The sequence below is a fragment of the Embleya australiensis genome, assembly GCF_051903075.1.
Classification (GTDB): Bacteria; Actinomycetota; Actinomycetes; order Streptomycetales; family Streptomycetaceae; genus Embleya.
On the sequence record NZ_CP182425.1, the window covers coordinates 124,375 to 150,266 of the forward strand.

18 protein-coding genes and 1 CRISPR repeat array are annotated in these 25,892 nt (G+C 69.3%); of the genes, 11 read left to right on the plus strand and 7 right to left on the minus strand.

The genetic code is table 11. The features are described from left to right. Nucleotides 1–151: 151 nt before the first annotated feature. From ACMXN5_RS50670 to ACMXN5_RS50695, 6 genes are all read right to left on the minus strand, one after another. Nucleotides 152–1,627: an AAA family ATPase gene (locus tag ACMXN5_RS50670; RefSeq protein WP_439681758.1), complete on the minus strand. Its 1,476-nt coding sequence runs from the start codon at nucleotides 1,625–1,627 to the stop codon at nucleotides 152–154. Nucleotides 1,628–2,369: 742 nt separating this feature from the next. Beyond that, nucleotides 2,370–3,842: a hypothetical protein gene (locus tag ACMXN5_RS50675; protein WP_439681760.1), complete on the minus strand. Its 1,473-nt coding sequence runs from the start codon at nucleotides 3,840–3,842 to the stop codon at nucleotides 2,370–2,372. Beyond that, entirely contained in the window at nucleotides 3,839–4,750 is a 912-nt protein-coding gene (locus ACMXN5_RS50680) for a hypothetical protein (protein WP_439681761.1), read from the minus strand. Before ACMXN5_RS50680 ends, ACMXN5_RS50675 begins: the two co-directional genes overlap by 4 nt. Before the next feature lie 305 nt (nucleotides 4,751–5,055). Continuing rightward, nucleotides 5,056–6,219 carry a hypothetical protein gene (locus ACMXN5_RS50685; RefSeq protein ID WP_439681762.1) on the minus strand — a complete coding sequence of 388 codons (1,164 nt, stop codon included), beginning with the start codon at nucleotides 6,217–6,219 and terminating at the stop codon, nucleotides 5,056–5,058. Continuing rightward, nucleotides 6,216–6,752 (minus strand): DUF4365 domain-containing protein, encoded by a 537-nt coding sequence (locus tag ACMXN5_RS50690; RefSeq protein WP_380030828.1) that lies wholly within the window; start codon nucleotides 6,750–6,752, stop codon nucleotides 6,216–6,218. The genes ACMXN5_RS50685 and ACMXN5_RS50690 overlap by 4 nt, the downstream gene beginning before the upstream one ends. Nucleotides 6,753–7,072: 320 nt before the next feature. After that, on the minus strand, nucleotides 7,073–8,548 hold the full coding sequence (locus ACMXN5_RS50695) for an AAA family ATPase (protein WP_439681763.1): 1,476 nt from the start codon (nucleotides 8,546–8,548) through the stop codon (nucleotides 7,073–7,075). A gap of 246 nt (nucleotides 8,549–8,794) precedes the next feature. Between ACMXN5_RS50695 and ACMXN5_RS50700 the strand changes: the two genes are divergently transcribed. From ACMXN5_RS50700 to ACMXN5_RS50750, 11 genes are all read left to right on the plus strand, one after another. Beyond that, nucleotides 8,795–10,156: an AAA family ATPase gene (locus ACMXN5_RS50700; protein WP_439681764.1), complete on the plus strand. Its 1,362-nt coding sequence runs from the start codon at nucleotides 8,795–8,797 to the stop codon at nucleotides 10,154–10,156. Further along, a complete protein-coding gene (locus tag ACMXN5_RS50705) occupies nucleotides 10,153–10,902 on the plus strand; it encodes a hypothetical protein (protein WP_439681765.1) in 750 nt (249 codons plus the stop codon). Before ACMXN5_RS50700 ends, ACMXN5_RS50705 begins: the two co-directional genes overlap by 4 nt. A gap of 221 nt (nucleotides 10,903–11,123) precedes the next feature. Next, complete coding sequence (gene cas3 / locus ACMXN5_RS50710) at nucleotides 11,124–14,045, plus strand: CRISPR-associated helicase Cas3' (protein WP_439681766.1); 2,922 nt, start codon at nucleotides 11,124–11,126, stop codon at nucleotides 14,043–14,045. Nucleotides 14,046–14,307: 262 nt separating this feature from the next. Next, the gene (gene casA / locus ACMXN5_RS50715; protein ID WP_439681767.1) at nucleotides 14,308–15,801 is read left to right on the plus strand and encodes a type I-E CRISPR-associated protein Cse1/CasA; all 1,494 of its coding nucleotides are present in this window, start codon (nucleotides 14,308–14,310) and stop codon (nucleotides 15,799–15,801) included. A 107-nt stretch (nucleotides 15,802–15,908) separates the two neighbouring features. Continuing rightward, a complete protein-coding gene (gene casB, locus ACMXN5_RS50720) occupies nucleotides 15,909–16,661 on the plus strand; it encodes a type I-E CRISPR-associated protein Cse2/CasB (RefSeq protein ID WP_439681768.1) in 753 nt (250 codons plus the stop codon). A gap of 92 nt (nucleotides 16,662–16,753) precedes the next feature. After that, nucleotides 16,754–17,944, plus strand: a complete 1,191-nt coding sequence (cas7e, locus tag ACMXN5_RS50725; protein ID WP_439681769.1) for a type I-E CRISPR-associated protein Cas7/Cse4/CasC — start codon at nucleotides 16,754–16,756, stop codon at nucleotides 17,942–17,944. Beyond that, a complete protein-coding gene (cas5e, locus tag ACMXN5_RS50730; protein ID WP_439681770.1) occupies nucleotides 17,941–18,774 on the plus strand; it encodes a type I-E CRISPR-associated protein Cas5/CasD in 834 nt (277 codons plus the stop codon). The genes cas7e and cas5e overlap by 4 nt, the downstream gene beginning before the upstream one ends. Further along, nucleotides 18,771–19,415 (plus strand): type I-E CRISPR-associated protein Cas6/Cse3/CasE, encoded by a 645-nt coding sequence (gene cas6e / locus ACMXN5_RS50735; RefSeq protein ID WP_439681771.1) that lies wholly within the window; start codon nucleotides 18,771–18,773, stop codon nucleotides 19,413–19,415. Before cas5e ends, cas6e begins: the two co-directional genes overlap by 4 nt. Continuing rightward, nucleotides 19,412–20,413, plus strand: coding sequence for a type I-E CRISPR-associated endonuclease Cas1e (cas1e, locus tag ACMXN5_RS50740; RefSeq protein WP_439681772.1), 1,002 nt, complete (start codon nucleotides 19,412–19,414; stop codon nucleotides 20,411–20,413). Before cas6e ends, cas1e begins: the two co-directional genes overlap by 4 nt. Beyond that, nucleotides 20,410–20,760, plus strand: a complete 351-nt coding sequence (gene cas2e / locus ACMXN5_RS50745; RefSeq protein WP_439681773.1) for a type I-E CRISPR-associated endoribonuclease Cas2e — start codon at nucleotides 20,410–20,412, stop codon at nucleotides 20,758–20,760. The genes cas1e and cas2e overlap by 4 nt, the downstream gene beginning before the upstream one ends. A 308-nt stretch (nucleotides 20,761–21,068) precedes the next feature. Next, nucleotides 21,069–22,436: a hypothetical protein gene (locus ACMXN5_RS50750; RefSeq protein ID WP_439681774.1), complete on the plus strand. Its 1,368-nt coding sequence runs from the start codon at nucleotides 21,069–21,071 to the stop codon at nucleotides 22,434–22,436. A 1,107-nt stretch (nucleotides 22,437–23,543) separates the two neighbouring features. Further along, nucleotides 23,544–24,610: direct repeats of the CRISPR family, unit length 29 nt; unit sequence GAAGTCCCCACGCGGGTGGGGGTGAGCCG. A gap of 8 nt (nucleotides 24,611–24,618) precedes the next feature. Here the strand turns inward: ACMXN5_RS50750 and ACMXN5_RS50755 are convergent. Then, nucleotides 24,619–25,575, minus strand: coding sequence for an IS630 family transposase (locus ACMXN5_RS50755; RefSeq protein WP_439681775.1), 957 nt, complete (start codon nucleotides 25,573–25,575; stop codon nucleotides 24,619–24,621). Nucleotides 25,576–25,892 lie beyond the last annotated feature (317 nt).

Sequence of the window (25,892 nt, forward strand, 5' to 3'; positions counted from 1 at the left end):
CCCGGCCTCACCCGTCACAGGCAACTCCGGCGGCCGATGCCCGGAAGGCCAAAGGTGCAGATGGAAAATGCGCATCCGATAGCCACGCACCGGTTGTCGCTCGTCGGGTCCACTCGCTGCCGAGCGCCGAGCACGACTTTGTCACCGCTGGTCAGTGGTAGAGATCGTCGACGCCGACGAGGAGTACGTCGCTGTCCTCCGCGGCGTGCTCGCGCAGGTCGGCGGTGAATCCGGCGCCGCTGTAGCAGACGAGTTTCGCGGTCGAGGCTCCGTGGCGGTTCTGGGCGGTGAGCAGGGCCCGGATGTGGCGCAGGCGTTCGAGGTGGAGCAGGCCCATCGTCTCGCCCCACTTGGCCTCGCCGATCGCCAGCAGCGGTTGGCGGTTGTCGTCGTCGAGGCCGAAGGCGACGACGTCCAGTTCGTGGTTCGTCTTGCGCGCGGGGTCGTTGATCGTTCCGGAACCGATTCGGTAGGGGTGGTCGCCGAGGAGATCGGGGCCCGCGTGGTGGCGGGTCCAGTGGCGGCAGACCTGTTCGTAGTGGGGGCCCATGACGTTGCCGACGAAGCGGCGTTGGCTGCGTTGCCACAGCGCGGTCGCGTCGCGGGTGTGCTCCAGGTCGGACCACAGGGGTCGCATGACGGAGTGGTAGAAGGTGACCAGGGGTTCGGCGATGCGGAACGTGGTGCGGTTGTCCTTGAAGACGTCGGGTTCGCGGGTGATCAGGCCACAGTCCTCCAGGACGGTCAGCGGATGCGCGAGGTCGCCCGATTTGCGGCCCATGTAGGAGGCGATGCCGCCCCGGTTGTGGTTGCCGGCTGCGATGCCCGCGAGCACGGAGTGGTAGAGGGCCGCGTCGTGCAGGTCGGGTTCGTCCGCGAGGAGGTAGCGGGCTTCGCGGAAGAGCGGGCTGGACGCGGAGAGTACGGTGCGGATCACCCAGGCGTCGAAGTCGTCGGGTCCCGACGGGGTGTCGTCGCGGGCGAATTCGCGGCGGTAGGCGGGTGTGCCGCCCACGATTGCGTTGACCTTCAGGGCGGTCTCGGGGTCGTCGATGCCCCAGAACTCGGCGGCCAGTCGGTAGTCGAGGGTGGGTACGAGCAGTTCCAGTCCCGCGCGACCGCGCAAAGGCGCGTTGCCGCTGAGGAGGCGGCCCATGAAGGACATCGCCGACCCGCACAGCAGCAGCCTGGTGCGACTGGCGTCGCGTTCCTCGCGCAGCGGTACGAGCGCGTTCTGAACGATGGACGGCAGGCGCGAGTTCGCTCTCACCAGGTAGGGGAATTCGTCGATGACGACCGGCACGGCCCGTTCCCGGCCCAGGGACAGCAGCGCGTCGACGACGGCGTGCCAGTCGTGGAAGACGAGGGGGGCGGGGAGGCGGAGGTAGTCGGCGACGACCTGTCCGATCCGGTGCAGGGATTCACCGTCGGTGCCCTCGTCCGCTGCGAAGTACAGCCCTCCGGTCGCCTGGCACAGGGCGCGGAGCAGGAATGTCTTGCCCTGGCGGCGTCGGCCCGAGACGACCCCGAGGGTGGCGCCGGGCTTCGGGTCAGTGGCGAAGTTCTCCAGCGCCGACCACTCGTAGTCGCGGTCGAACATCTCGTCGGGCCTGGCCAGCTTCGACATGGGATCTCCCTGACATGGATCCACTTATGATAACTGGGCTTATGATAAATGATCGCCTTTCGAGAGTTGTCTGTGCGTCGGACCTTCCAGAGCCCTCGCTCTCAGGTCCGGCAAGATCACGCGTCGTCGGACTATCCCCGGGGCGTGGATCGACGCCATCCTTTGCCCTGGGGGCTGGTCACCGGGACCGCCCCGGGTCGACCGGATCATCCGGACCGACGCACAGCGGCATCACGATCACCTTCCGGATGCGCCGTCGACGCCTTCCCGGGGGGGACCGCCGGTGCGCCAGTCGGGAAGCTCCCATGCGAAGAAGGCGGGAACCCCGTCTACGCGCACGCGCCCGAATGCGAATGGGCTCGAAGGGGCTGCACGGGCAACCGGATCTGAGCGCCGAGAGAATGTGCGATGTGATGAAGCCGAGAGTTCACCGCCCCGGTCGCGTCCTCGGAATGGACAAACGTGAGATACCTGAGGCAACTGCGGGAGTGAAGGCGGTTGCGGGCGTCGGCGGGTCGGTCGAGTTCAGGTGAGTGCCGATGTGAATTCGAACCCTCCGTACGGATTCGCATGCGTGAGCCGGAGCTCGCGATGCCGTGCCCTCTGTGCATCCGCGTGCCCAGCCGCCGATCGTCTTCCGTTCCAAGGCGGTTGAGCGGATCGGGAGGATAATGAATCGGTTGCCCGGAAGGGCGTTCGCCGGAGCGAGGCACGTGGCGTCGCGTGCGACTCGCGTCCCCGCTCACCAGTTGGGGTCGAGCACCAGCACTGTGTCCTCGTCCGCCATCCACCGGTCGAACTCCGTTCGGGTCACGAAGATGGGTCGGCCGCCGACCGCACCGGTCAGCTCGGCGAGCGCCGACAGCGCGCCGCCCGGATCGCTTCCCGCCAACTCCTCCCGCACGTCGAAGAGTCGGGGCAGGACGACGGCGGCGGCGTGCGTGTCCCGCGAATCGTCCGGCCGGTCGATCGCACCGCCGAGCAGGCCGGACATCGTGGCCGCGGCGAAAAGTTCGTCTTCCAGGAGCGCGGTGGCGTCGTCCTCGGCCCCACTCGCGCGGGCCGCGACCAGAGCGGCTTGCAGTCCTTGAACGACCAGCGCGGCGGCGGCCTGACCGACGAGCCCGCCGACCAGCGCCCCGACCACGGGCACCGGTACGACCGTCTGCGCCACCGCGCCGCATCCCCATGACAGGGCGGTGGTCAGCGTGGCCTCGCAGGAGAGCGCGGCGAAGTCCCCCGTGTCGATCCGGCCGCGGGCCAGGGCCAACCCCGCTTCCGCGACGGTGTACGCGGCTCGCGCGGTCGCGAAGGCGAGGTCGCCGCCGCCGAAGACGGCCGGGAGACGGCCGGCCCGCGCGGCACTTCGGACGAGGGAGCCCAACGAGGCCACACTCCCGGACCGCACCGCGGCCCGTGCGGCGGCGGCCGAGGCGGTGAAGGCGGCGCAGGCCGCGGATGTCTCGCCGGCTCGTACGCGCGCGGCCTGCGTCGCGGCGTCGGTGATCCCACCCATCAGGCCACCGAGGAGCGCTCCGGTCGCTCCGGCCGTCAGAGCCTCGCCGCCGATCGCCCGGACGGCCTGCCCGCGGGCCCAGCCCGTGGGATCCTGCGCGGCGCGATGGACGTCGGCGAGGCTGACCGGTGTACTGCTCACGCCGCCGTGATCGAGGCGGTCCGACAGATGGGCGCGGGCATCCGCGTAGTCCGCGTACCGCACACCGTCGGGGTTCATGGCCAGTCGGCGATCCAGAAGGTCGTCGACGGCGGTGACCCGGTCGGCCGCCACCAACCGCGTCATGCCCGCGTAGTGCGGGCGGGAGATCTGGTGGGCGCCGGCCGTGACACCATTCAGCAGTTTGGCCTGGGCTTCGCCCACGACGATCCCACCGTCGACGAGGTGGAGGTCGGCTGCGGCCGTCGGTGATCCGCCCGTCATCCACTCGGTGACCCGAGCCCGGACCGTGGAACCGGTCACGATCGCACGCCGGTTGAAGGACAACTCGTGCATCACCTCGAAGAGGTGGCCCGCGCGTTGGGCGTTGCCGATGTCGGCGTAGCGCTGCGCCAACTTCCGCACCGTCTCCTGCGTCCGCAGCGTTTCGACGGTCGCCGCCGCCAATCGCCGGGTGGCCGCGTCGGCGACCGTCCAGGCGGCAAGGTCGGCGCCGTGGGGGATTGCGGAGCGCCGGAAACGATCGGGTACGGAATTCACGACTCGGCGTCCCTCGCCGCCCGCAGCCGTGCCTCGGCTTCGGCGACGACGCGCCCGGAGAGCTCGGTCGTCCGGCCGGCCGTGTCGGTGATCGGGCAACTCATGACCATGACGGCGAGACCGGCGAGATCGACCATCGCGGCCACCTCCGCTCGCTGACGGGAGTCGTAGCGGGTGAAGTCGTCGCATTTCTTGACCAGGGCGGCGAACGACGGCAGCCTTCCGACCATCAGGGATCGAAGGTCGCGCAGGACGCGCCGCATGTCCTCGCTGCGCTCGCACCCGGCGGAGGCCGCGTCCTCGGCCTCGTTCATCTCGGCCTCGGCTCGCTTCAGTTCGCGTGCCATCTCCTGTTGGCCGCGTCTGACCCTGCGGCCCTGCCATTCGCCGATGGCGGCCAGCGAGAGCACGGCCGGAGCCGCGACGATCAGGGACAGAACCGTCGTCCCGGCCGCCACCCCGCCACCGCCTGCGGCCACGGACCCGCCGCCCAGCCACGCGAGTGTGGCGCTGGTGGCCGCGGCCCCGGACAACCCCGATATCGCGGTGCCGGTGGAGGCGGTGGCGAAGGCTCCCACGGCGAGGAAGGTGCCGACCCCGGCGCCGGACCCGGCGAGGGCGCCGCCCGCCAGCGCGCCGACGGCGGCCGTGACGGCCCCTTCGCGCAGCCGCCGGAACTCGACATGGACCTCGTCGCCGGCAGTGGGCATCTCGATCGCGGCCAAGTCGGCCAGTTCGACGCGCTTGAGCCGCCGAAAGATGTCCCGGAAGGGTACGAGGGCCTCGTCGTAGAGCGTCTGCCGCGCGTTCCGCTGAGCGGTGTTCTCCGTGGCGGCCCGCCGAGCGAGTTCCTCCCGGCGCTCGACCAGATGGTCGTACCTGCGTCGGTTCGCCTTCGCGAGCCTCACGGCGTCGACCATGGCAACGGCCACGCTTCCCCCTTGCTGTTCGGCGGAGAGATCCTAGTGGCGCACCGGCCGACGGTCGCCGATTGTTGCGATATTCCGTGCCCGACCGTACGGACGACCGTGACGCCGCCGGCGGCCTTCGGGCCGACCGACGGTCGGCGATGCGACCCCGGATCGCCGGATCAACGCCGTTCGGACGAGCATCCGTCGTGCCGCGGCCCGTAGTCGGTCGTCCATGGGCGGGTCGATGTCCTGGGAGACCGCCCGGGCGCCGAATCCCGCCCACCTGTCCACCGCTTCGGGTGTCAGCCCTCGTGCGTCGGGCGGTCGAGGACGTGTGCGAGGAACGTCGTGTCGAGGGTGACATCGCCCAGGAGTCGCCAGGTGCGGCGTTCGCGGGTGAGGTCTCCGGTGACGGTGAGGGGGAGTTTGGCGCGGTGTGCGCGGATGGCCCAGTCGTAGTTCTCGCCGGTGAGCGTCACGTGGATGTTGCGGATGCCCTTGTCCGGGATGTCCGCGAGCAGCACGACGGTTCCGCGTTCCTCGGTGTCCGTGCCGGCGTTCTCGCGGGTGAGGGATTTGACCGGGCCCACGACGGTCTGTCGGGTGGGTGGTTCCTCGCGGCGGGCCAAGCCCTCGCGGACGCGGGGCAGTTCGCCGATGACGTCGCGGCCCATGAGGACGTGGTGGATCGCGGGCGGCGAGGGGAGGACCGGGGACCACTCGAAGGACAGGTCGAGGGCGCGCAGTCCGGGAGCCCTGGTCAGGTCCTCCAGGGATTCGACGAGGCCCAGGCTCATGCCGGGGGCGTCGCCGCGAGTGGTCGACAGGGCTGCGTCGCGGGTGGTTTCGAGTCCGCGGGCGAGTGTTTCCATGACGCGTCGGGGGAACGGGCGCTCGTCCGCCGGAGGGTCCGCGGGGGCCGGTTCCCCGAGTCGGGTGACGATGGTGAAGATGAAGCTGCCGCGTTTGGTGTGGCCGAGGCGGACGTCGTCGGTGAGGAACTCGCGTACGACGGCGGGTCGGCGGCCACCGGAGCGGGTGTGTTCGGGGTCGGCGGCGGTCATCGCGGCCGCGCCGAGCATCTTGTGGATGCCCCTCAGGGTTTCGTCGGCCTGTTCGAACGAGATCGTTCCGTCGCGGAGGCTCTGGTCCAGGCGGATGTAGAACAGGTCGGCGTGGGTCGCGGATACGTGTTCGAGGAGTGTTTCCGGGTCCCAGCCATAGACGCGTCCGATGCCGTACAGGGCCTCGTCGAAGCGTCGACGGAAGTCCTCGTAGTCGGTGGCGAGGGGGAGGAGGATCCGGGCGGTGAGGCCGCCGGTGTCGTCCTCGAGTCGCCAGAGTTCTTTGACGTGGGCCTGGCGGGCCTCGAGGGTCCATCCGTGGGCGGCGAGGTGGCCGGAGACGACGGCGGGGGAGAGCACCCGGTCGAGTTCGCCGTAGCGGCCGATGGTCGAGGCGCTCATCGCCAGCCTCCCTCGCCGATGTCCTTCATCATCTCAAGCACCGTCGCCGGCCTGAAGATATTACTTCTCGGTAATTTGACTCGCTTCGTCGACTGCCCCTCGGCGAGCGGCGGCCACTCGGCCGGATCCGCCCAATACATGCAACTCGCGGACAGGATCCGCTCCTCGCTCTGATCGAGCCACGTCTCCGCGTCCTTCGGCACGAGCAACACCGCCAGATACGCCCGGTTGAACCGCCTCGGGTTCGCCAGATGCCGATACGGCCCCGCGTCCATGTCCCAGGCCAGCGCTTCGTCCCGCAACAGATCGGCACGATCGGTGCACTTCACCTGCAACTCGAACTCGGGCCCCACGTACTTACCGTAGTCGCACGACGACGCAATGGTCATATCCACGCCGTCGTAGTCTGCCGCGTGAAACTTCACGCCACACCCCGCCGCGGCGGCTATGACCTGCACGAAGCCCAGACTGAAGTGCTCTTTCCGCGCATTCTCGGGCAATCCGTCGCGCTCCCGCGCCATTTCGTCACCCACCGCATCCCCCCGACTCCGGCAGCACGCCGAACGTAGCGCCGACCACACGTCTCGGTCAGGCGTTCGGGAAATTCGGCAGGATCAGAGACCCGATACATCGGCAGGGGTCTAAGCAGGGCCACGCGCCCCCTCAAGTCACCAACAGTGGCGGCGGGCGGGACTGATCGCCGCCAATCAGGCGAGCGCGCCGGAGCCCGACACCTCCGCTGGGCCGGGTCTCCCGAACCGTGGTGCTCCATACCCGGGACACCGCCGCGCTCTCCGTGAAGGCGTGTTCCGGAGCAGGACCAAAACGGTGCGAGCACGGTTCGGCCCGACCGTCAGGATCCGTTGTAGAGGCGTTGCAGGTCGACGAGTTGGAGGTCGGGGTTGTCGGTGGCGGCGGTGTGGAGGTCGTTGGTGAAGCCGTCGCCGCTGAAGCACAGCAGGCGGGTGTGGTCGGCGTCGATGCCGTCGCGGTGGGCGAGGAGTTCGCGGATGCGTTCGAGGCGGGCGAGGTGGGCTCGGCCCATGCGGGCCTTCCATTTGGCCTCGCCGATGGCGAGGAGGGTTTCGCGGCCGTGGTCGTCGCGGCCGAAGACGGCGACGTCGACTTCGAGGCGGGTCTTGGCGGCGGGGTCGGGGATGGTGCCGGATTGCACACGCACGCGCCGGCCGCCGAGGGTTTCGGGGGAGGCGTACCAGCGGGTCCAGGCGCGGCAGAGTTGTTCGAAGTGCGGGCCGACGACCTTGCTCAGGAAGGTGGCCTGCGAGCGTTCCCAGACCTCCGCGGCGTGGCCGGGGCGTTCCAGATCGCTCCATTCCGGGCGCATAACCGCGTGGTAGAAGGACACGATGGGCTCGGCGATGCGGTACGCGGAGCGTTTGCCATGGAAGGCGTCCGGGTCGCGGATGATCATCCCGGTGTCCTCGAGCACCGCGAGGGCGTGGCCGAGGTCGGTGGACTTGCGGGCGAGGTAGCTCGCGATGCCGCCGCGGGTGTGGTTGCCGTCGGCGATCGCGGACAGCACGCCGTGGTAGAGGGCGGTGTCGCGCAGGTCGGGTTCCTCGGCGAGGAGGAAGCGGGCCTCACGGAAGAGCGGGCGTCCGGGGTTGAGGACGTTGCGCTGGACCCAGGGGCCGAAGTCGTCCAGGTTTGCGGGGGTGTCGCCGAGGGTGAACTCGCGGGCGTAGGCGGGGGTTCCGCCGACGACGGAGTTGACGAGTACGGCGAGGGTCGGGTCGCCGATGTCCCAGAACCGCGCGGCGAGGCGGTAGTCGAGGGTGGGCACCACCAACTCGAGGCTCGCGCGTCCACGCAGTGGGGCGGTTCCGGTGAGGAGGTTACCCATGAACGACAGCGCCGAGCCGCACAGCAGCAGCCGGATCGGGGCGCCGTCGCGGCGGGCGTTGGGTCCCAGCGCGCGTTGCAGGAGCGAGGGCAGTTCGGGCGAGGCCTTGGCCAGGAACGGGAACTCGTCGATCACCACGGGCATGGGCCGGCCGTCGGGTACGGGGATTGTCATCAGCGTCTCGACGGCCTCCTCCCAGTGCGCGAACCGGTGCTGGGCAGGCCGGCCGGTGTGTCGCGCGAGAGCCGCCCCGAAGTGACGCAGCGACTCTGCCTCGGTGGCCTCGGTGGCGGAGAAGTAGAACCCGCCGGTCTCGCGGCACAACGCATCCAGGAGGAACGTCTTGCCCCGGCGACGCCGCCCGGAGACCACCCCGAGCGTGGCCTCGCGCCCGGCATAGGCGGCGAACCCCATGAGCTCGGACCACTCGAAGTCGCGGCCGAACATGTCGGACGGCTTGCGCACGATCCCACCCGAAGATCGGCAATGATGAGTACATCTATTATAACTGCGATTATCATTGACTATTCAAACAATTGCCATCATCCGACCGGAGGCGATCAGGGGCGGCGACGGGGCTAGGCGGCCCATCGGGTCCGCGTGTAGATCCCTGTCCCGACGACGTGAGCGAGGCGGTGTCCGCGCAACTGCGTCGGCCGCTCTCGACTAAAGTCACGACGGTCCCTGCCCGTCGGAGCAGCAAGGCGACACATGTATCTGTCCCGCGTCGAACTCGTGAACATCCGTGGATTCAGCGGCGCACGATCGGTCGAGCTGGACCTGACGCGCACCGACGGCGGCCACGCGGGGTGGACCGTCATCGCGGGACGCAACGGCTCCGGCAAGACCACGCTGCTGCGGGCGATCGCGCTGGCGATCAGCGGGCCCGCCGTTGCGCGGAACCTGGTACCGGACTTCACCAACTGGGTGTCGTCCGGCCGGCCGTCGGCAACGGCCAAGGTCGTATTGAGCTACAACCCTGACGTCGACCGGTTCACATCCGCAGGACGCACGCCGACCAACCCGGAATTCTCGGCCGGTCTGGAATGGAAGACTCCGGAAGCCGACTCGCGAGGTGGACAGCCCTCCATGACGCCGGTCATGGAGAAGCAGGGAGGGACGCTTCCCTCCCGGGGGCCGTGGCAGGATAATCCGGCCGGATGGTTCTGTGCCGCATACGGCCCATTCCGACGGCTGGTCGGCGGAGCGGGGGAGGCGCAGCGCCTGATGCTGAGCCCGGGACCAGTGGCCCGGATGGCCAGCCTCTTCCACGAGGACGCTTCCCTCGCTGAGGGTGTCGGATGGCTGATCGACCAGCACCTACGCGCTTTGGAGAACCGCACCGGCGCCGCCGACCTCAAAGCCGCGGCCATGGCCGTGCTCGACGACGGACTCCTCCCGGACGGCTACCGCATCCGAACCGTGGACTCGGAAGGCCTGTGGGTCGAGGACGAGAATGGAGGCACCGCCTTTCCTCTGCGCGAGATGAGTGATGGATACCGAACGGTCGCCGCTCTCGTCGTCGACCTTCTCCGGCAGATCCACAAGGCGTACGGAGCGCTGACCGTTCAAGATCAGGGCGGGGACGTCGTGGTCACCGCTCCCGGCATCGTGATCATCGACGAAGTCGACGCGCACCTGCACGTGTCATGGCAACAACGCATCGGCACATGGCTCAAGAGCCACTTCCCTAACGTGCAATTCATCGTCACCACGCACAGTCCGTACATTTGCCAAGCCGCGGACGAGAACGGACTGATCCAACTCCCCGGACCGGACCAGGACGCTCCACCGCACACGGTGTCCCGCGACCTGTATGAACGCGTGGTGTTCGGAAGTGGCGACGACGCCGTCCTGTCCGAACTCTTCGGACTGGATACGCCCTACTCCGTGCGCGCACGACGTCTCCGTAGCGAACTCGTCGCCCTTGAGGTCGCCGTCGTGACCGGTCACGCCGATCCCGTCCAGGCCGAGCGCTACCGGGAACTCAAGGAAAGGCTGACGAGTTCTCCCGCCACCCGGGCGCACGATGTCGCGGTCCGTCTTTCGGGAGCCGAGGAGAACGACGCTTGATCCACATCAAGCGCGTCGACCTGCCTCGGGATGTCGTGACTCGCATGGAGGACCTCACCGCAGCCATCACCGCCAAACCTGCGGGCGACGAGAGGAAGCAGCTGGCGGAGAAGAAGTGGAGGAACACCACCGTCCGCACGCAGGTGCGACGCCCGCTTGCCGAGACGCTCGCGTCGATGGCGCCGGGACGGCAACACTGCATGTACTGCGGTGACAACGAGGGCACGGACATCGACCATCACCAGCCGATGGCGAGCAATCCGTTGCGCACCTTCGATTGGCTGAATCACCTCTTGGCCTGCTCGAACTGCAACAGTCACCAAAAGCGTGGTCAGTATCCCACCGACGCCGCAGGTCGCCCGTTGCTCATCGACCCAACGGCCGAGGACCCGTTCGACCATCTTCTCCTCACTCTTGCCCTCGGCGAGTACCACCCTCTGACCCCCAAGGGCGTCGCTACGATCGCCGTTTGCGGTCTCAATCGCCCCTTGCTTACCCGCGGCCGCCAACAGGCCCGACGGGTTGTCGACCTGTCATTGCGGGGCTGGGAGGACGGCCTCCGACGCGGCGACGGAACGGCAATGGCATCGGCGATTCCGACCATCCGGGAGCAACCCTTCGCCGACGTATGCCAATCGATGCTCCGCCAGGCCGGCGCCCCGGGGGCGGACATCGTCTTCGCCGATGCACCAGGAGTCCTCGAGCTGCTGCGTACCCCGGAGTTGAGCCACGCGCTGCTGGGGTAACGGCCCCGAACCGCCACACAGGTCCACACGTTCATCGGAAGCCGGGGTGGGGGCGGCCGACGGTCGCTACCATCCACCTGCCGAGTCGGTGGCATCCCGACGCGCCGACGTTTCCGGGTGGCCGCTCTCGGTTGGAGGGCTGGACACCGTTGCCCCTGCGGCGCGACCGGTTCGGGCGTTGGCGGGGGCGGTGGGGGCATCGGATTCTCGAATACGGAAGCGTGGGGCTTGTGCTCGTGGAGAATTGCGCCCTCGATCACCGCGTCTGGGGTAAGGAGAAAGGGCTCGCGTCTCCTGGGAACCCGCACGCGTACTACCCGCTCGTCTGTCATCTCGTCGACACCGCGGCCATCGCGCAGGCGTTGTTCGACGCGTTGTTCACGGACGAGACGCGGCTGCGCCTGGCGGCGGAGGTCGGGGTTTCGGTGGCGGAGCTGCGGTGCTTGGTGGGTTTCTGGGCCGGGCTTCACGACATCGGCAAGATCAGTCCGCCGTTCCAGGGCAAGGTGGGTCGACTGTCGGACGTCCTCGACCGGGATCCCGCGTACCGGGTCGGGGCCAACGCACGGCGGGACGACCTCCATCACAGCCAGGCGAGTCACTGGATCCTTGTCGAGGTGTTGGCCGCGCTCGGTTATCCGCAGACCGCCCGGGCCCGTACGGACGTCGGGCACCAGATCGCGCAACTGCTCGGTGGGCATCACGGCAGGTTCTGGGATGCGTTGAACGCGGCCGAACGGCGGGCGCCACGCTCCGAACGAGCCGGGCTCGGCGATGGGGCGTGGGCGAGCCAGAGCCACGCGCACGCCCGAGTCCTGCGGACGCTGACCGGTGCCCACGCGGTACCGCCGGGACCGCTGCCCGTGGCGCCGACCGTCGTTCTCGCCGCTCTGGTGATGATCGCGGACTGGCTGGCCAGTCAGGACGACTTCATCCGCGAGCGCATTCCCTACCTCGGCTGGACAGCCTCCGACGACGAGGTGAGCGCGCACTGGGAGCGCGCCGTCGCCGACGCCCCGGCCCTGGTGGTCCGTGCGGGGTTGGGGCGGGCCGAGTTCCACGAGATGGCGTTCGAGGAGCAGTTCGAGTTCGAGCCGGGGCGTCCCGTGACACCGAATCCGTTGCAGCGCTCGCTGATCGACGACCTGCCGAACCTGGTGACCGGGCCAGGACTGCTGTTGGTGACGGCGCCGCCGGGAGAGGGCAAGACCGAGGCGGCGCTGTATGCGTCGCGAATCCTGGCGCGCGCCTCGGGAGCGCGCGGCATGGTGTTCGCGCTGCCGACCATGGCGACCACCGACGCGATGCACGCCCGCGTAGCCAAGTACGCCGGCCGAACACTGCTCGGCCCGACCCCGCTGACCAAGGTGCACAGCACCGCGTGGCTGAGCACCCCCGATCCGGGCGAAACCGCCGCCGACGGCGATCCGGACGCCGGGCCGGACGTGGCGTTGACGAGTGGGTCCGCGCACGAGCCCACCCAGTGGCTGCTCGGCGCGCGACGGGGATTGCTCGCGCCGCTGTCCGTGGTCACCATCGACCAACTCCTCACTGGAGTACTGCCGGTGAGGTACAACGTGATGCGGCTGTTCGGCGCCTCGGACAAGGTCGTCGCGATCGACGAGGCGCACGCCTACGGGGCGTGGATGAACGAGCTCCTGCTGCGCCTGGTCGAGTGGCTGGGCGCGTTCCGGACACCGGTGATCCTGTTGTCCGCGACGCTCACCGGGCCCGCCGCGCGGGCGATGGTCGAGGCATATCGCCTCGGTTGCGGGCACAAGCCGTCCAAGACGGAGGAGTGGTCGCCCGTTTATCCCGGGTGGACGTATGTGGACGCCGGGACGGGCAGCGTCTCCGAACCCCACTCAGTGCGCAGCGAACGGACACGCACCCTCCGCTTCGAGGTGGTTCCGGTGCAGCGGCCGGACAAGAAGAGCGAGGGCGATCCGGAGCATCGGCTCTCCTCCGTGATCCGTCGCCTGCTCGCGCCCGTCGTCGACCAGGGCGGGAACGTCCTCGTCTGTTGCACGACGGTGGCGGAGGCCCAGGCCACCCATGAGGACCTGCGGACCTGGTTGTCGACCCTGCCCGCCGATCGCGAGCGGCCCGAACTGCGGTTGCTGCACTCGCGCTTTCGGATGAAGGATCGGGCACGGATCACCGAGCGCGTCGAGACCGCCTTCGGCAAGGCGGGCCCGCGCCCCACGTCCGCCATCGTCGTCGCGACCCAGATCGTCGAGCAGTCCCTCGACCTGGACTTCGACCTCATCATCAGCGACCTGGCCCCCGCCGCGCAGTTGCTCCAGCGCAGCGGCCGATGCCGTCGGCACGAAAACGGCTCAAGCAAGGGCAAGGACTTGCACGCGGACTTCCGGCCGCCCTGGTTGCACGAGGATCCGACCATGGTGGTGCTGGATCCGGTGGGTGAGGAGGGCACGTTCGCGTTGCCCAAGGCGTGGGGCGAGAAGATCTACGACGCGTCGCTGCTGCAGGGCACTCGGGACGAACTGAGCGCACGTCCGGCCATCGCCGTTCCCGAGGACGTGCAACGGGTGATCGACAATGTCTACACGGACGCGTTCCTCCTGGACCCGGCGACACCGCCCGGCACCTCACCGGCGTCCGACGCGGCAACGCGCAGAGCTGCGGAGCGCCGCCGTGCCACCCGTGAGGCCGCCGAGCGCGAACTGGCGAACATGGTCGCGGTCAAACGTCCGTACGAGCCCCGCCGCGACCTGCAGCAGCGCTTCAGCCCGGGCACCGGACTCGTCGACGAGGCCCTGATCACCACCCGCCTGGGCGCCGACTCGGGGCAGTTGGTCTGCGTGTACGAGCAGGGTGATGACCTCTGGAGCCTGGACGAGGCCGGTGAGGTCCCGGTCCCCGGCTGGGGTTCGGCCCGTCCGTTGACCCGCGCGCAGCAGAAGGAGATCGCCGCGTTCATGATCCCCACGCCGGGGTCGTGGCTGGCCGCCGGCGCGGATCTGGCCGAACTGCCGCGGTCGTGGCAGCGCAGCGCCATCGCCCGGTACTGGCTGGTGCTTCCGATGCGGCGCACCGCCCACGGAACCTGGCGGGGGGTGTTGGCGCGCGGGCGCGTTGCCTACGACGACGAGCGGGGGCTGCGCGAGGTGGAGGAGTAGGTGCGGGGCGGGATTGCGAGGACGAGGCGATCCTCGTCCGGCAACAGCCCATGGTTGCTGGGGAATCGCGAATCGGGTCCGCGTTGTCGGTGCGCTTCTGTAGCGTGACCTGACGTCGCCCTTGGGTGCCGCGGCCGTGTTTATGGCCGAGCTGCGGCATGCCCAGGAAACGTCGTCGACGACGTACCACCGTTCGTCGGCTTCGTCGCGATCCATGACGCTCACACATCCGAGGGACTCGGAGAGAGGACCACCGTTGTCGATGGCCAGCGAGGCGAGTTTCGATCTCGTCACGCGGAACTGGATCCCGGTGCGGTGGGCGGCGGGAGCCACCCACGAGGGCACCGTTGTGGGTTTGCGCGACGTCCTGCACCACGCCCACGAGATCGAGGCACTCGAGTTCGGCCCGCCGCCCGCGCTCTCCGCCCTCTACCGCGTCCTGTACGCGCTCGCCGCCCGCGTCACCGGCCTGGACGGCAGTGAGGACGACTGGGACGGACTGCGCGAGGAGCGGCTGGACAAGGGTCATCTGGACAAGGACGAGGTGGACCGATACTTCGCCGAACACCCCGGCCGGTTCGACCTGTTCGGCGAGCGCCCCTTCCTCCAGGACCCCCGGCTGCGCGCGCAGTGTCCCAAGCCCTCCGGCCTGAATAAACTCGTGTTCGGCAGGCCCGCCGGCAACAATCACGTGTGGTTTGGTCATCACCGCGACGGGGATCCGCGTCCGCTGGACGCCGAGGAGGCCGTCGCGCACCTGCTGATGTGGATCTACTACGGGCCCTCCGGCCGGTGCTCCAGCCGCACCGCGGGCGCCACCACGGCCGCGGACGTCTCCGCCGGCCCGCTGCGCGGAGCGTTGTCCTACCACCCCGAGGGCGCGACGCTCTTCCACACCCTCATGGCGGGCCTCATCCCCCCGGCCCGCTTCCTGGACGTCGACGAGGACAAGTGCCCCTGGGAGAAGGACCTCGACAATCCCGAGGAAGCCCCACCGCGCACACCGGGCCCGTGTTCGAGCTGGACCGACGTCGGCCAACACGCCCTCCTCCTCGTGCCTGACGCCACCGGTACCCAGGTCGTCGATGCCTACGCCACCTGGGCCTTCCGCGAGAAGCGCCCCCGCACCGACCCCTACCTGATCTGGCAGATCAGCCAGGCGGGCAACCCGTACGCGCGCCCCGCCGACTCCGCTCGTGCCCTTTGGCGCGACGTCGACGCGCTCCTACTGAAGGATCCGCTCGGATCGAACCAGGCTCGCCGACCGGCGGTGTTCGACACCGTGTACGAGACCGACGGTACCGAGGCTTTGCGCGTACGAGCGCTCGGGTTCGAGCAGGACGGCAAGACCAAGGACGTGCAGTACGTGTCCGGAACCACCCCGGCGATCCTCGACTTGCTCAAACCGGGCGAGAGTCACCGCGCCCGCGAGATCGGCACGCTCCGCGTGGCCGGCGAGATGTACGGCTTCCGCGTCACTCTCGCGGTCAAACGGGCCTGGGCCACCATCCTCAACGAGAAGATGGGACCCTGCGCGTGGGCCGAGGAGGCTGCGGCCCTGTACTGGCCCGAGGCCGAACGCGAGTTCTGGTCCCGGATGCACGAACGCAAATACGAGGGCGCCTGGCGGTCCTTCCGGGTCCAGGCCGAAGCCGTGTACGACCGGGTCACCGCCCGCGCGCCGCGCACCGCTGCGGCCGCCGCAGCGATCGAACGGGCCCGCAGCACCTTGTACGGCGGCAAACGCGCCGCGTAGGGCCGCGCGGCGACCGCCTCCGCGCCATTTCCCGCAGGCCGCGCACACAGGCCTTCGAACGCCACTCGCATGTCCGAAAGGACCATAACTGTGAACCACGGTGCGCCATGAGCAGCCCCGCCACTCCCACCGCCCCGACGACCGCCCGCGAGGCCGAAGGCGTGCCGTGGGCCCAGAAGTTCGTCGATCGCATCCACCGCTCCTGCGAGTTCCCCGGGCAACGCGCCGCACTGCGCAGCGGTCTGCGGCGCGAGGTGGACGGCAGTCCCCGCATGCACGCGATCGTCGCCACACTGGTGCCGCAGGTCGACCGCGGCAACGACTCCCGCGAACGCGCCTGGTACGCCGTCGCCGCCATGATCGCCTCGCTGCCCCGAGCCGCCCGCCGCACCCGCGCCGAGGAGTCGGACGACGCGGAGACCACGGAGGACGACGGCGGCACGCGGACCCCGGAGGTCGGCGACACCGCGCCGCCGCCTCGCCGGCGCCGCCGCGACCTCGGCGTCTGCCTGGCCGAGGCGGTCGGCCGAGGGACGATCCGGTCCACCACCGCCGAGACGCGCCTGGGCCTTCTGTGTCGCCAGAGCGTGGACGGCCTGCATCGGCATCTGCCCGCCACCGTACGCCAGTTGGCCGTCAACCCCGACGCGATCGACTGGGTGACCCTGCTCCGCGACCTGCGCGCCTGGGAGGACCACCGCGAGGAGATCGCGCGCCGCTGGCTCCAGTCGTACTACCGCGTGCGCTTCGCGGCCGAACGCGAGAAGGCCCGCAAGGACGACGACCAGGAGAACCAGGACGCCACCGGAAGCAGGCCGGAGCCCGGCCCCGGCGCGGCCGACGATCGAGACCCCGCCTGATCGCCCGCACCACCCGCCTCACCCACCGACACCCCGGGTCCGGTCTCGGCCCCGTTCCCGTACGCCCGCCCCATCACCTCACGGAGCAAGCGATGACCCCCATCCGCGGACGTTTCATCGAAGCGCACGTCATCCAGACCATCCCGTACTCCAACCTCAACCGCGACGACACCAATTCGGTCAAGACCGTGCAGTTCGGCGGCGTCAACCGCACCCGCATCTCCAGCCAGTCCTGGAAGCGCGCCATGCGCCTGCGCCTGCAGCAGACCCTCGGCGAGGAGGCCCTGCGCACCCGCCGCCTGGCCGAGCGCGTCGCCAAGGTGCTCCGGGAGGAACACGAGTGGCCCGCCCCGCTCGCCGACCGCGCCGGCCTGCACACCGTGCTGGCGTGCGGCGTCGGCGCGGAGAAGCCCAAAGAGCCCAAGGACCCGAACGAGCCCTGGGACACCAACGCCATGGTGTACATCCCCAGCACCGCCGTGAGCGAACTCGCCGCCATCGCCGCCGAGTTCCGTGCCGAACTCGAGGGCGCCAAGGACGGCAAGAGCATCAAGCCCAAGGACAAGGGTGTCCTGCCCGCCGACCGCATCGACGCCGTGCTGCGCTCGCGCAACGGCGTGATCAACCTCTTCGGGCGCATGCTCGCCGAGATCGACGACGCCAAGGTCGACGGCGCCGCCCAGGTCGCGCACGCGTTCACCACCCACGCCACCGACACCGAGATCGACTACTTCTCCGCCGTAGACGACGTCACCGCCGGCTGGGGCGACGAGACCGGCAGCGCGCACATGGGCCACGCCGAGCACACCGCCGGCACCCTGTACCGCTACCACGTCCTGGACCTGGCCGACCTGCTGCGCAACCTCGGCGGCGACGGCTCCGTCGAGGACGCCCGCCGCATCGGCACCGCCTTTTTGGAGGCGGCCGTGATGTCGCTGCCCGCCGCCAAGAAGAACTCCACCGCGGCGCACAGCATCCCCGAACTCGTGCACCTGACCGTGCGCGCCGACCGCCCCGTCTCCTACGCGGGCGCGTTCGAGGAGCCGGTGGTTCGCCCGCGCGGCGGAGGCTACGCCAAGCCGTCCATCGCCGCGCTGGACGAGTACGCCGGGGCGGTCACCCGCCTCCTGGGCAGCGCCACCGCGCGGCACAGCGCGTACGCCTCGTCGATGACCAAGGACCCGACCCACCTCGGCGCGCGCGCCGACTCCTACGAGGACCTCGTCCGGGCCGCCGTCGACGCCGCGCTCGCGCCCACGGGCGCCACGGAGGCGGGCGCGTGAGCGTCGGTTTCCTGCTGCACCTGGCCGCGCCGCTGCAATCCTGGGGCGAGCGCTCGCAGTTCCCACACCAGCGCGACACTTCCTCCGAGCCCACCCGTTCAGGCTTGATCGGCATGATCGCCGCCGCACAGGGACTGACCCGCGACAAGCCGTTCGACGACCTCGCCCGGCTGCGATTCGTCATCCGCGTCGACCGCGCCGGCAGCCGACTGCGCGACCTGCACACCGTGGGCGGCGGCATGCCCCGCCGGCTCACCGTGGCCACCGCCGAGGGCAAACGCCGCTCCGGCGAGACCACGACGGTGCTCGGACACCGCTTCTACCTCCAGGACGCCGCCTTCACCGTCGCGGTCACCGCCCCAGACGAGGACCTCGTACGCACGTGCGCCCAGGCGCTGCGCGCGCCACACTGGCCGCCGTACCTGGGCCGCCGCTCATGCCCGCCCAACGCCCCGATGCTCCTGGGCGATGTCGACCCGGACCCGATCGCCCGCCTTCTGGAACTGCCCCTCGCCCGCCGCCGTCCCGGACGCACCGACGACCCGGACGCCACCGTCACGGTCGACGTGGTCTCCGACCACGCCCTGCCGGAATTGGGCGGCACCACGACCGTCGCGTCCGAAATCCAGGACGAGCCACGCTCGTTCGACCCGCTCGCCCGCCGCTACGGCGTGCGGGCCCTGCACCGCACGACGCTGCGACTGCCCGCCGCCCGCTGCGCGGGGGTGGGCCTCGCCCACCTGTCGGCGGTAATCGCGCACCTGAACCCCGAACCCGCCGACGCCGTCACCGACTCCACCGCGCCGACCGCCTCCCGAGGACCGCGATGACACCCCTGTGGCTGACCCGCATCATCCCCGACCCCCGCAACCGCGACGCCCGCCGCGACACGGGCGACGCCGTCGCGCTGCACCACCGCGTCATGCAACTCTTCCCGGACGACCTGGACACCAACGCCCGCCACGAGGCCGGGGTCCTGTTCCGAGTCGACGACACCCCACGCGGCAGCGTCATCCTGGTCCAGAGCGTCCTCGAACCGGACCTCTCCCGCCTCCCCGACGGCTACGGCTCCGCAGCCCGCCGCCACCTGACCCCGCTCCTGGAAAAGCTCCGCGCGGGCAACAGCGTGCACTACCGGATCACCGCCAACGCCACCCGCAAACTCGGCACCCACACCACCGCCGGCCGCCCCCGCCAGATCCTGCCGCTGCACGGCGAGGAAGCCGTCGCCTGGTGGCACGAGCGGGCCGCCTCGGCGGGCCTGACCCTGCACACCGTCCACGGCTTCGAACTCGACGACGCCGCAGGACGACGCCGCCCCACCAAGACCCTGATCCGCCACGCCCGCACCCGCTTCGACGGCATCGCCACCGTCACCGACCCCGCCCTACTCACCGAACGCATGGCCACCGGCTTCGGCCGCGGCAAGTCCTACGGCTGCGGCCTGCTCACCCTGGCGCCCGCCGCATGAGCGCGACCGGCCCGCGAGCCAAGGCCACCGCCCGCCAACGCTGGAACAAGCCGACCGCGATCATGCTCCCCAGGTTCGGCGACTCGCTGTCCTTCCTCTACCTCGACATCATGCGCGTGGTCCAGGACGACACCGGCGTCGACGCCGTCATCGAAGCCCCCGGCGGCGGCGAACAACGCGTCGCCATCCCCACCGCCGCCCTCAGCTGCCTGCTCCTGGGGCCAGGCACCTCCATCACCGCCCGCGCCCTGGGCACCCTCGCCCGACACGGCACCACCGTGCTGTGCGTGGGCGTCGGCGGCGTGCGCTGCTACGCCGCGATCGCGCCCACCGACACCACCAGCCGCTGGCTCGAACTCCAGGCCCGTGGCTGGGCCGACGACGCCACGCGTCTGGCGGTCGCGAAGCGCATGTACGCACTGCGCTTCGGCACTCCGCCCGCCGACGCCACCACGATCGAGGCACTGCGCGGCCACGAGGGCGACCGCATGAAGGCGCTGTACAAGACCCTTGCCCAGGCCCACCACGTCCCGGCGTTCCGCCGTTCGTACGACCCGAACGACTGGGACACCCAAACCCCGGTCAACCGGGCCCTGTCCGCCGGCAACTCGTGCCTGTACGGCATCGCCCACGCGGCGATCAACGCCCTCGGCTGCTCGCCCGGCCTCGGCTTCGTGCACACCGGCACCACGATGTCCTTCGTCCGCGACATCGCGGACCTGTACAAGGCCGAACACACCCTCCCGCTCGCGTTCTCCCTGCACACCTCGGACGACCCCGAGGGCGAGGCGCGCCGCTCCTTCCGCGAGAAGCTGCGCCTGGTCAAGCTGCTGCCGCGGATCGTCGCGGACGTCCAGAACCTCCTGGACCCCGACGCGGACACCCGCGAACGCCTCGAGGACGCGGAGGACTCGGTCGCCGAGATGGCCAACCTGTGGGACCCCGAGCGCGGATGGGTCGCGGGCGGCGTCAACTACGGCGGGACGGAGGCATCATGACCTCCCTGGTCGTACTCACCACCACCGCCGTCCCGGACCACGTCCGAGGCGGGATCAGCCGCTGGATGATCGAGACCGTCCCGGGCACGTACGTCGGCTTGCTCAGCGCTCGTGCCCGTGACGAGGTATGGGACCTGGTCAGCAAGTCGGTGGGCCAGGGCGCGGCCGTGCTCATCCACCCGGCCCAGACCGAACAGGGCTTCGCGATCGCGACGGCGGGCGAACGCCGCCGCGTCCCGGTCGACTTCGACGGCCTCACCCTGATGGCGTTCAACCCGATGGAGAACCGAGGTGAGGTCGAGCCGGGAGAGACCGCCGGAGGATCTTGGCCCGTGCACAGCCGCTGACCCACCGACACCACACGAGGTTCGGCCGATCTCGCACTGCGTCATCGCCCGCGCACATGCGTCGGATCGCGTTCATGGGCACGACCGGACCGGTTGTCTCCGGACGCGTGGTCCGGCCTTGCCCCTGGTCAGGGGATCGCGTACCTCCGGCACTCACTGGATGTTCCGGAGGTCGACGGTCCCACTGCGGGGATGTGACCTCGTATAAGGCTGTGGCTGATAGGTATTTGCCCTCTTGTTGCGGTTCCGTCCACAACGTAGCGTCCGCCTGGTCTGTGCACGTTGGGGCGACCCATTGGGGGAACGCGTTGAAGGAAACCGCAGACGTCCTGAAGGATCTGGCGCAGCCGTGGCATCTGCAGATCCAGTCATCGCCGCCTCTGGCGGCAAGGGTCGAGAAGGCTTCGGCGAGGATCGACCGGGCGCGTGCCAAGAAGGATCTCGAACCGCTCCAACGCAAGCGGGAGCTTCTGCCCGTGCGCGAGGCCGCGACTCTGGTCACGGTGACGCCTTGGGACATTCTGCACAACCTGGCCCGGGGCACAGTCCTGGCACGTCAGGGAGCGGGCAGAGGTGTCGGCGAGCACTGGGGCTGCCTCAAGTACTGTCAGGCGCTGGGGAATGACGGCGGCTTCTTGACCCTGTCCGAAGAGGGACAGGACCCCAAACGCCATTACCGGGCGGTGCAATCGGGCGAACTGAGCGTGGGATTCACGCTCGCGGTGGTCAAGCGGGTGCTCGCCGAACGCTATCCGGATCACGCGATATCCGTCGTCGACGCCGACGTGGCGCTCCAGGCGGGTTGGGCCTTGACCGCCGCCCAGGCCCGGCAGAAGGCGAAGGATGTACAAGGAATCTGGACGCGGCACCGTCCGCACTTCTTCGTTGAACTCTGGAAGGCTGGGGAGCCGTCCAGGGTGGTCCTGATTGCCTGCAAGGGCAATCACAGTCGCCGCAGCACGGTGTCCAATCAGTTGTCGACTGCCTCCTCTCACCTGGAATCGGTGCAGATAGGCCCTTGGAACGCCGTCTCGGGTTTGGTGACCAGCGTCGAACTACTGAGCAAGGCGGGCCTGGTCCTCCACATCCTCGAAGCCCCCGGCGACGGCACGCTGTACGGAACACGCCCGATCACGAACCTGCGGTCGAGCCCCGAGCAGCAGAACCTTCCAACCGGGACACGAGTGTCCAGAGGACCGGACGACCCGCCCGCGTCCCTGTCCGGCTACCAGGTGAAGCCCGACGAGTACGACTGGTTCCGCGACGTCCTGGCCCGCACCGACGCCGCGGCGCTGATGGCCTTCGCCGGAGTCGGCGCATCCACCGCCCAATACCTCACCGAGCGCCAGGGCAAAGCCCATTTCGAGCGCTACACCCACGCCGGAACGGGCGTGGTCCGAGACATCGACCACACCATCCACGGCATCAAGTTCCTCGGGACAGACCACGTCTTCCGCCTGAACAGGCGCCGCGTGGAGGCCTTCTCCGGTTTCGCGGAGGACCTCTTCGAACACCTCGCCGCCCGACGGGTACGCGAGTACCGCGACGCTCTCCCCGCCTGGAACGCGAAACGCCCCACGAGTCCTGAGGCCCCCGAGTGGGACGGTCCGGTCTCCATCCACCCGGATGGATCGGTGTTGGGAATACGCCTGCTCCCGGAGAGAAGCCTGCGCTGACACGTGCAGTCCTGGGTGGGCCTGGGACGGCCTCTCTTCGAAGCCGGCCGATCCATCGTCTTCGCAGGCCATCGGAAGGCTGGGCGACCTCCTCGGCCTTCGCAGTCGCTTGCGGAACCACGGCAGTGAGAGGAAGGTCCCTCAACGAGACCATGGGGATCGGGCAACCGATCCCCATGCAGCTTCCACGCATTGATCGTCTTTGTGCGACGGGGATCTCGTCCGCTCTGAAAAACGATCGATGTTGCCAGGTTCTATATTTGCAGGAGCGACGCCACGGCCGCTGCCGCCACCAGTGTGGCCAATAGCGCACTCCCCCCGGCTGTCGCGACCAGCGCCTTGGGCGCGCCGACGAATTGCTTTACCACAACGGCGATGAGTCCGCCATTTACGCCCACTGACAGCACTAAGGCCATAAGTAGGATTTTTTCTGCCACGCGCTTCTCCAGGCTCGGCGGCTCTGTGCATGCGCAGAGGCCGTCAGGTTGGTCGTGCAGGACAGGCCGAGAACCCGTCGGTCGACGAGGGTCATCGTACTCCTCGAACTACCCGTATGGCGAGGTAAGTTCGTGCTCGCGCTGCCCTGACGAACTTCGTTTATGAGAGTACTGGGAAGGGCCTACTCTCCTTCGCGCCCAACGGGCCCGCATCAACACGCGATGATGGGTTCGTGAGAGGGTTGATCCTGTCGAGTCTCGTGTAGCCATCACGGCGCCGTCGTCGACGGAGCGTCGCGCAACACCATGGCAGGTTCTCGGCGGTGGCCGCCTCGGACAGCGCCGAGTTCTCCCCGCGCAGGTGGGGGTGAGCCGTTCGTGAGGGGCGCGCGCGCACGCAGGGAAGCGGAAGTGTTGGGCCCCGTCCTCTTGGGGCCCAACACGGCGGGAGAGTACCGCCCTTGGCGGCTTCCGGCACTCGGGCCGCATGCACTCGTTTGGTCATGAGTACGGAGCCGAGATTCAACACCACCTGGCAGGCGAGACCTTCGAAACTGTCTTCAAGGACCTCAACCATGCCCTCGAAGCGAATCAGGCAAGGTTCTTGCCGCAATGATGCTTTTTGCATTACGAATTAGCAAAGCCCTCAAGAACTTGCAGGTCAGCAAGAGAAGTCCCCACGCGGGTGGGGGTGAGCCGAACTTCGCTGTACCACTCGTGCACCTGCTCATGGAAGTCCCCACGCGGGTGGGGGTGAGCCGGCGGCGGAATCCGGGCTGGTCAGCAAGGTCAGGAAGTCCCCACGCGGGTGGGGGTGAGCCGCTTGAGTTCCAGCGGCGCGGGGCCCCTCACGTGAAGTCCCCACGCGGGTGGGGGTGAGCCGCTCCACGACGGTGCGCTTCTGGCCGTCCTTCTGAAGTCCCCACGCGGGTGGGGGTGAGCCGTTCCGCGCGGGCGGCGTCGCGGGTCGCTCCGGGAAGTCCCCACGCGGGTGGGGGTGAGCCGATGCTCGCCATGGGAGCACGTTAAGGCGCGAAGAAGTCCCCACGCGGGTGGGGGTGAGCCGGCGTGGATCGTGCCGGCCGGCGTGTACGTCGGGAAGTCCCCACGCGGGTGGGGGTGAGCCGCTCGATCTTTTGTACGTAGCTGCGGCTGATCTGAAGTCCCCACGCGGGTGGGGGTGAGCCGTCGGACCGGCCGAACGGGCTGCCGCGGCGGCGGAAGTCCCCACGCGGGTGGGGGTGAGCCGCACGTCTCCGTCCGGATCGGGAAGCAACGGCCGAAGTCCCCACGCGGGTGGGGGTGAGCCGTCGCTGGGCTTTCTGTACTTCGGCGAGCTTCTGAAGTCCCCACGCGGGTGGGGGTGAGCCGTCCTCTCGGGACTACGACCGGGGTACGCCACGGAAGTCCCCACGCGGGTGGGGGTGAGCCGTCCTCTCGGGACTACGACCGGGGTACGCCACGGAAGTCCCCACGCGGGTGGGGGTGAGCCGCGTGCGTCGACGGTGCCCCCGTCCCGGGTCGGGAAGTCCCCACGCGGGTGGGGGTGAGCCGTTGTTGAGCGCTCGCTGTGTGGCCTGCCTGCGGAAGTCCCCACGCGGGTGGGGGTGAGCCGTTCGGGCCCTTGCTTTTTGTGACGCTCCCCATGAAGTCCCCACGCGGGTGGGGGTGAGCCGGCACTCACCGGCGGCGACACCCTGACCGCCCGGAAGTCCCCACGCGGGTGGGGGTGAGCCGGAGATGAGCTAGTGTCCTGCGCCGGAGATTCGTCGGCAGAATCGGGCGAGGGATTCGAGGATGTCCTCGGCCGTCTTGGTCCAGATGAACGGTTTGGGATTCTCGTTCCAGTCCTTGACCCAGGCTCGGATCGCCGGGGTCTTGTGGGTGCCGTAGTTGTCGCAGATCAGATGGATCTCGAGGTGCGCGGGAACCTCCTTCTCGATCCTGATCAGGAACTTCCTGAACTCCGCCGCCCGATGTCGGCGATGCAGGGCGGTGATGACCTCGCCGGTGGCGACGTCGAACGCGGCGAACAGGGTGGTCAGGCCGTTGCGGAGATAGTCGTGGGTGCGCCGCTCGGGCATTCCCGGCATCATCGGCAGAACCGGCTGGGAACGATCCAACGCCTGGATCTGCGACTTCTCGTCCACCGACAGCACCACGGCGCCCTCGGGCGGGTTGAAATACAGCCCGACCACGTCGTGGACTTTCTCCACGAACAACGGGTCCGTCGACAGCTTGAACGTGTCGGCGAGATGGGGCTTGAGCTGGAACCTCCGCCAGATCCTGCCGACGGTGGACTTCGACAGGCCGCTGCGGTCGGCCATCGACTTCCGCGACCAGTGGGTGGCATTCCTGGGGATCTCCTCCAACGTGGCGATCACGACGGCCTCGACCCGTTCGACGTCGATGGTGGGTGGCCAGCCCGGCCGGGACTCGTCGACCAGACCGTGCAACCGGTCGACGAGGAAACGTCGCCGCCACTTGCGGACCGTGTCCGCGGCGACCCGTAGATCCCGGGCGACCGCGACGATCGGCGGCACCTCCGGCCCCGCACACGCTAAAACGATCCGCGAGCGAAGTGCCAACGCCTGAGCGGACGTTACCCGCCGAGTCCACCGCTCCAACGTCACCCTCTCCTCGTCGGAGAGCAGCAACGGCTCCAACTTCGGACCACGACGAGGAACCGACGCACCAACCACAGAAGTTACACAACATCTAACGAGCAACTACCGGCGCAGGACACTAGGCGACGGCGCGGTGGAAGTCCCCACGCGGGTGGGGGTGAGCCGCTGGCCGGACGGCGCAAAGGCCCGAATCAGGGCCTTGGAGCAGTCGCGCTGGCCGCTGCCGAGCCTGGCTGCGGTGATCGGCCTCGTCGCCTTGGCGCTTACCGCGCACGACAACGGCCCGCCACGGGGAGGCGTCCTGCGTACTCGACCAGCACAGGGAAGTGGATCTCGGGGTCTGCCCTTCCCTACGTTCGCCCGCAGGTGGATGCGGTTCGGATCAGTACTCC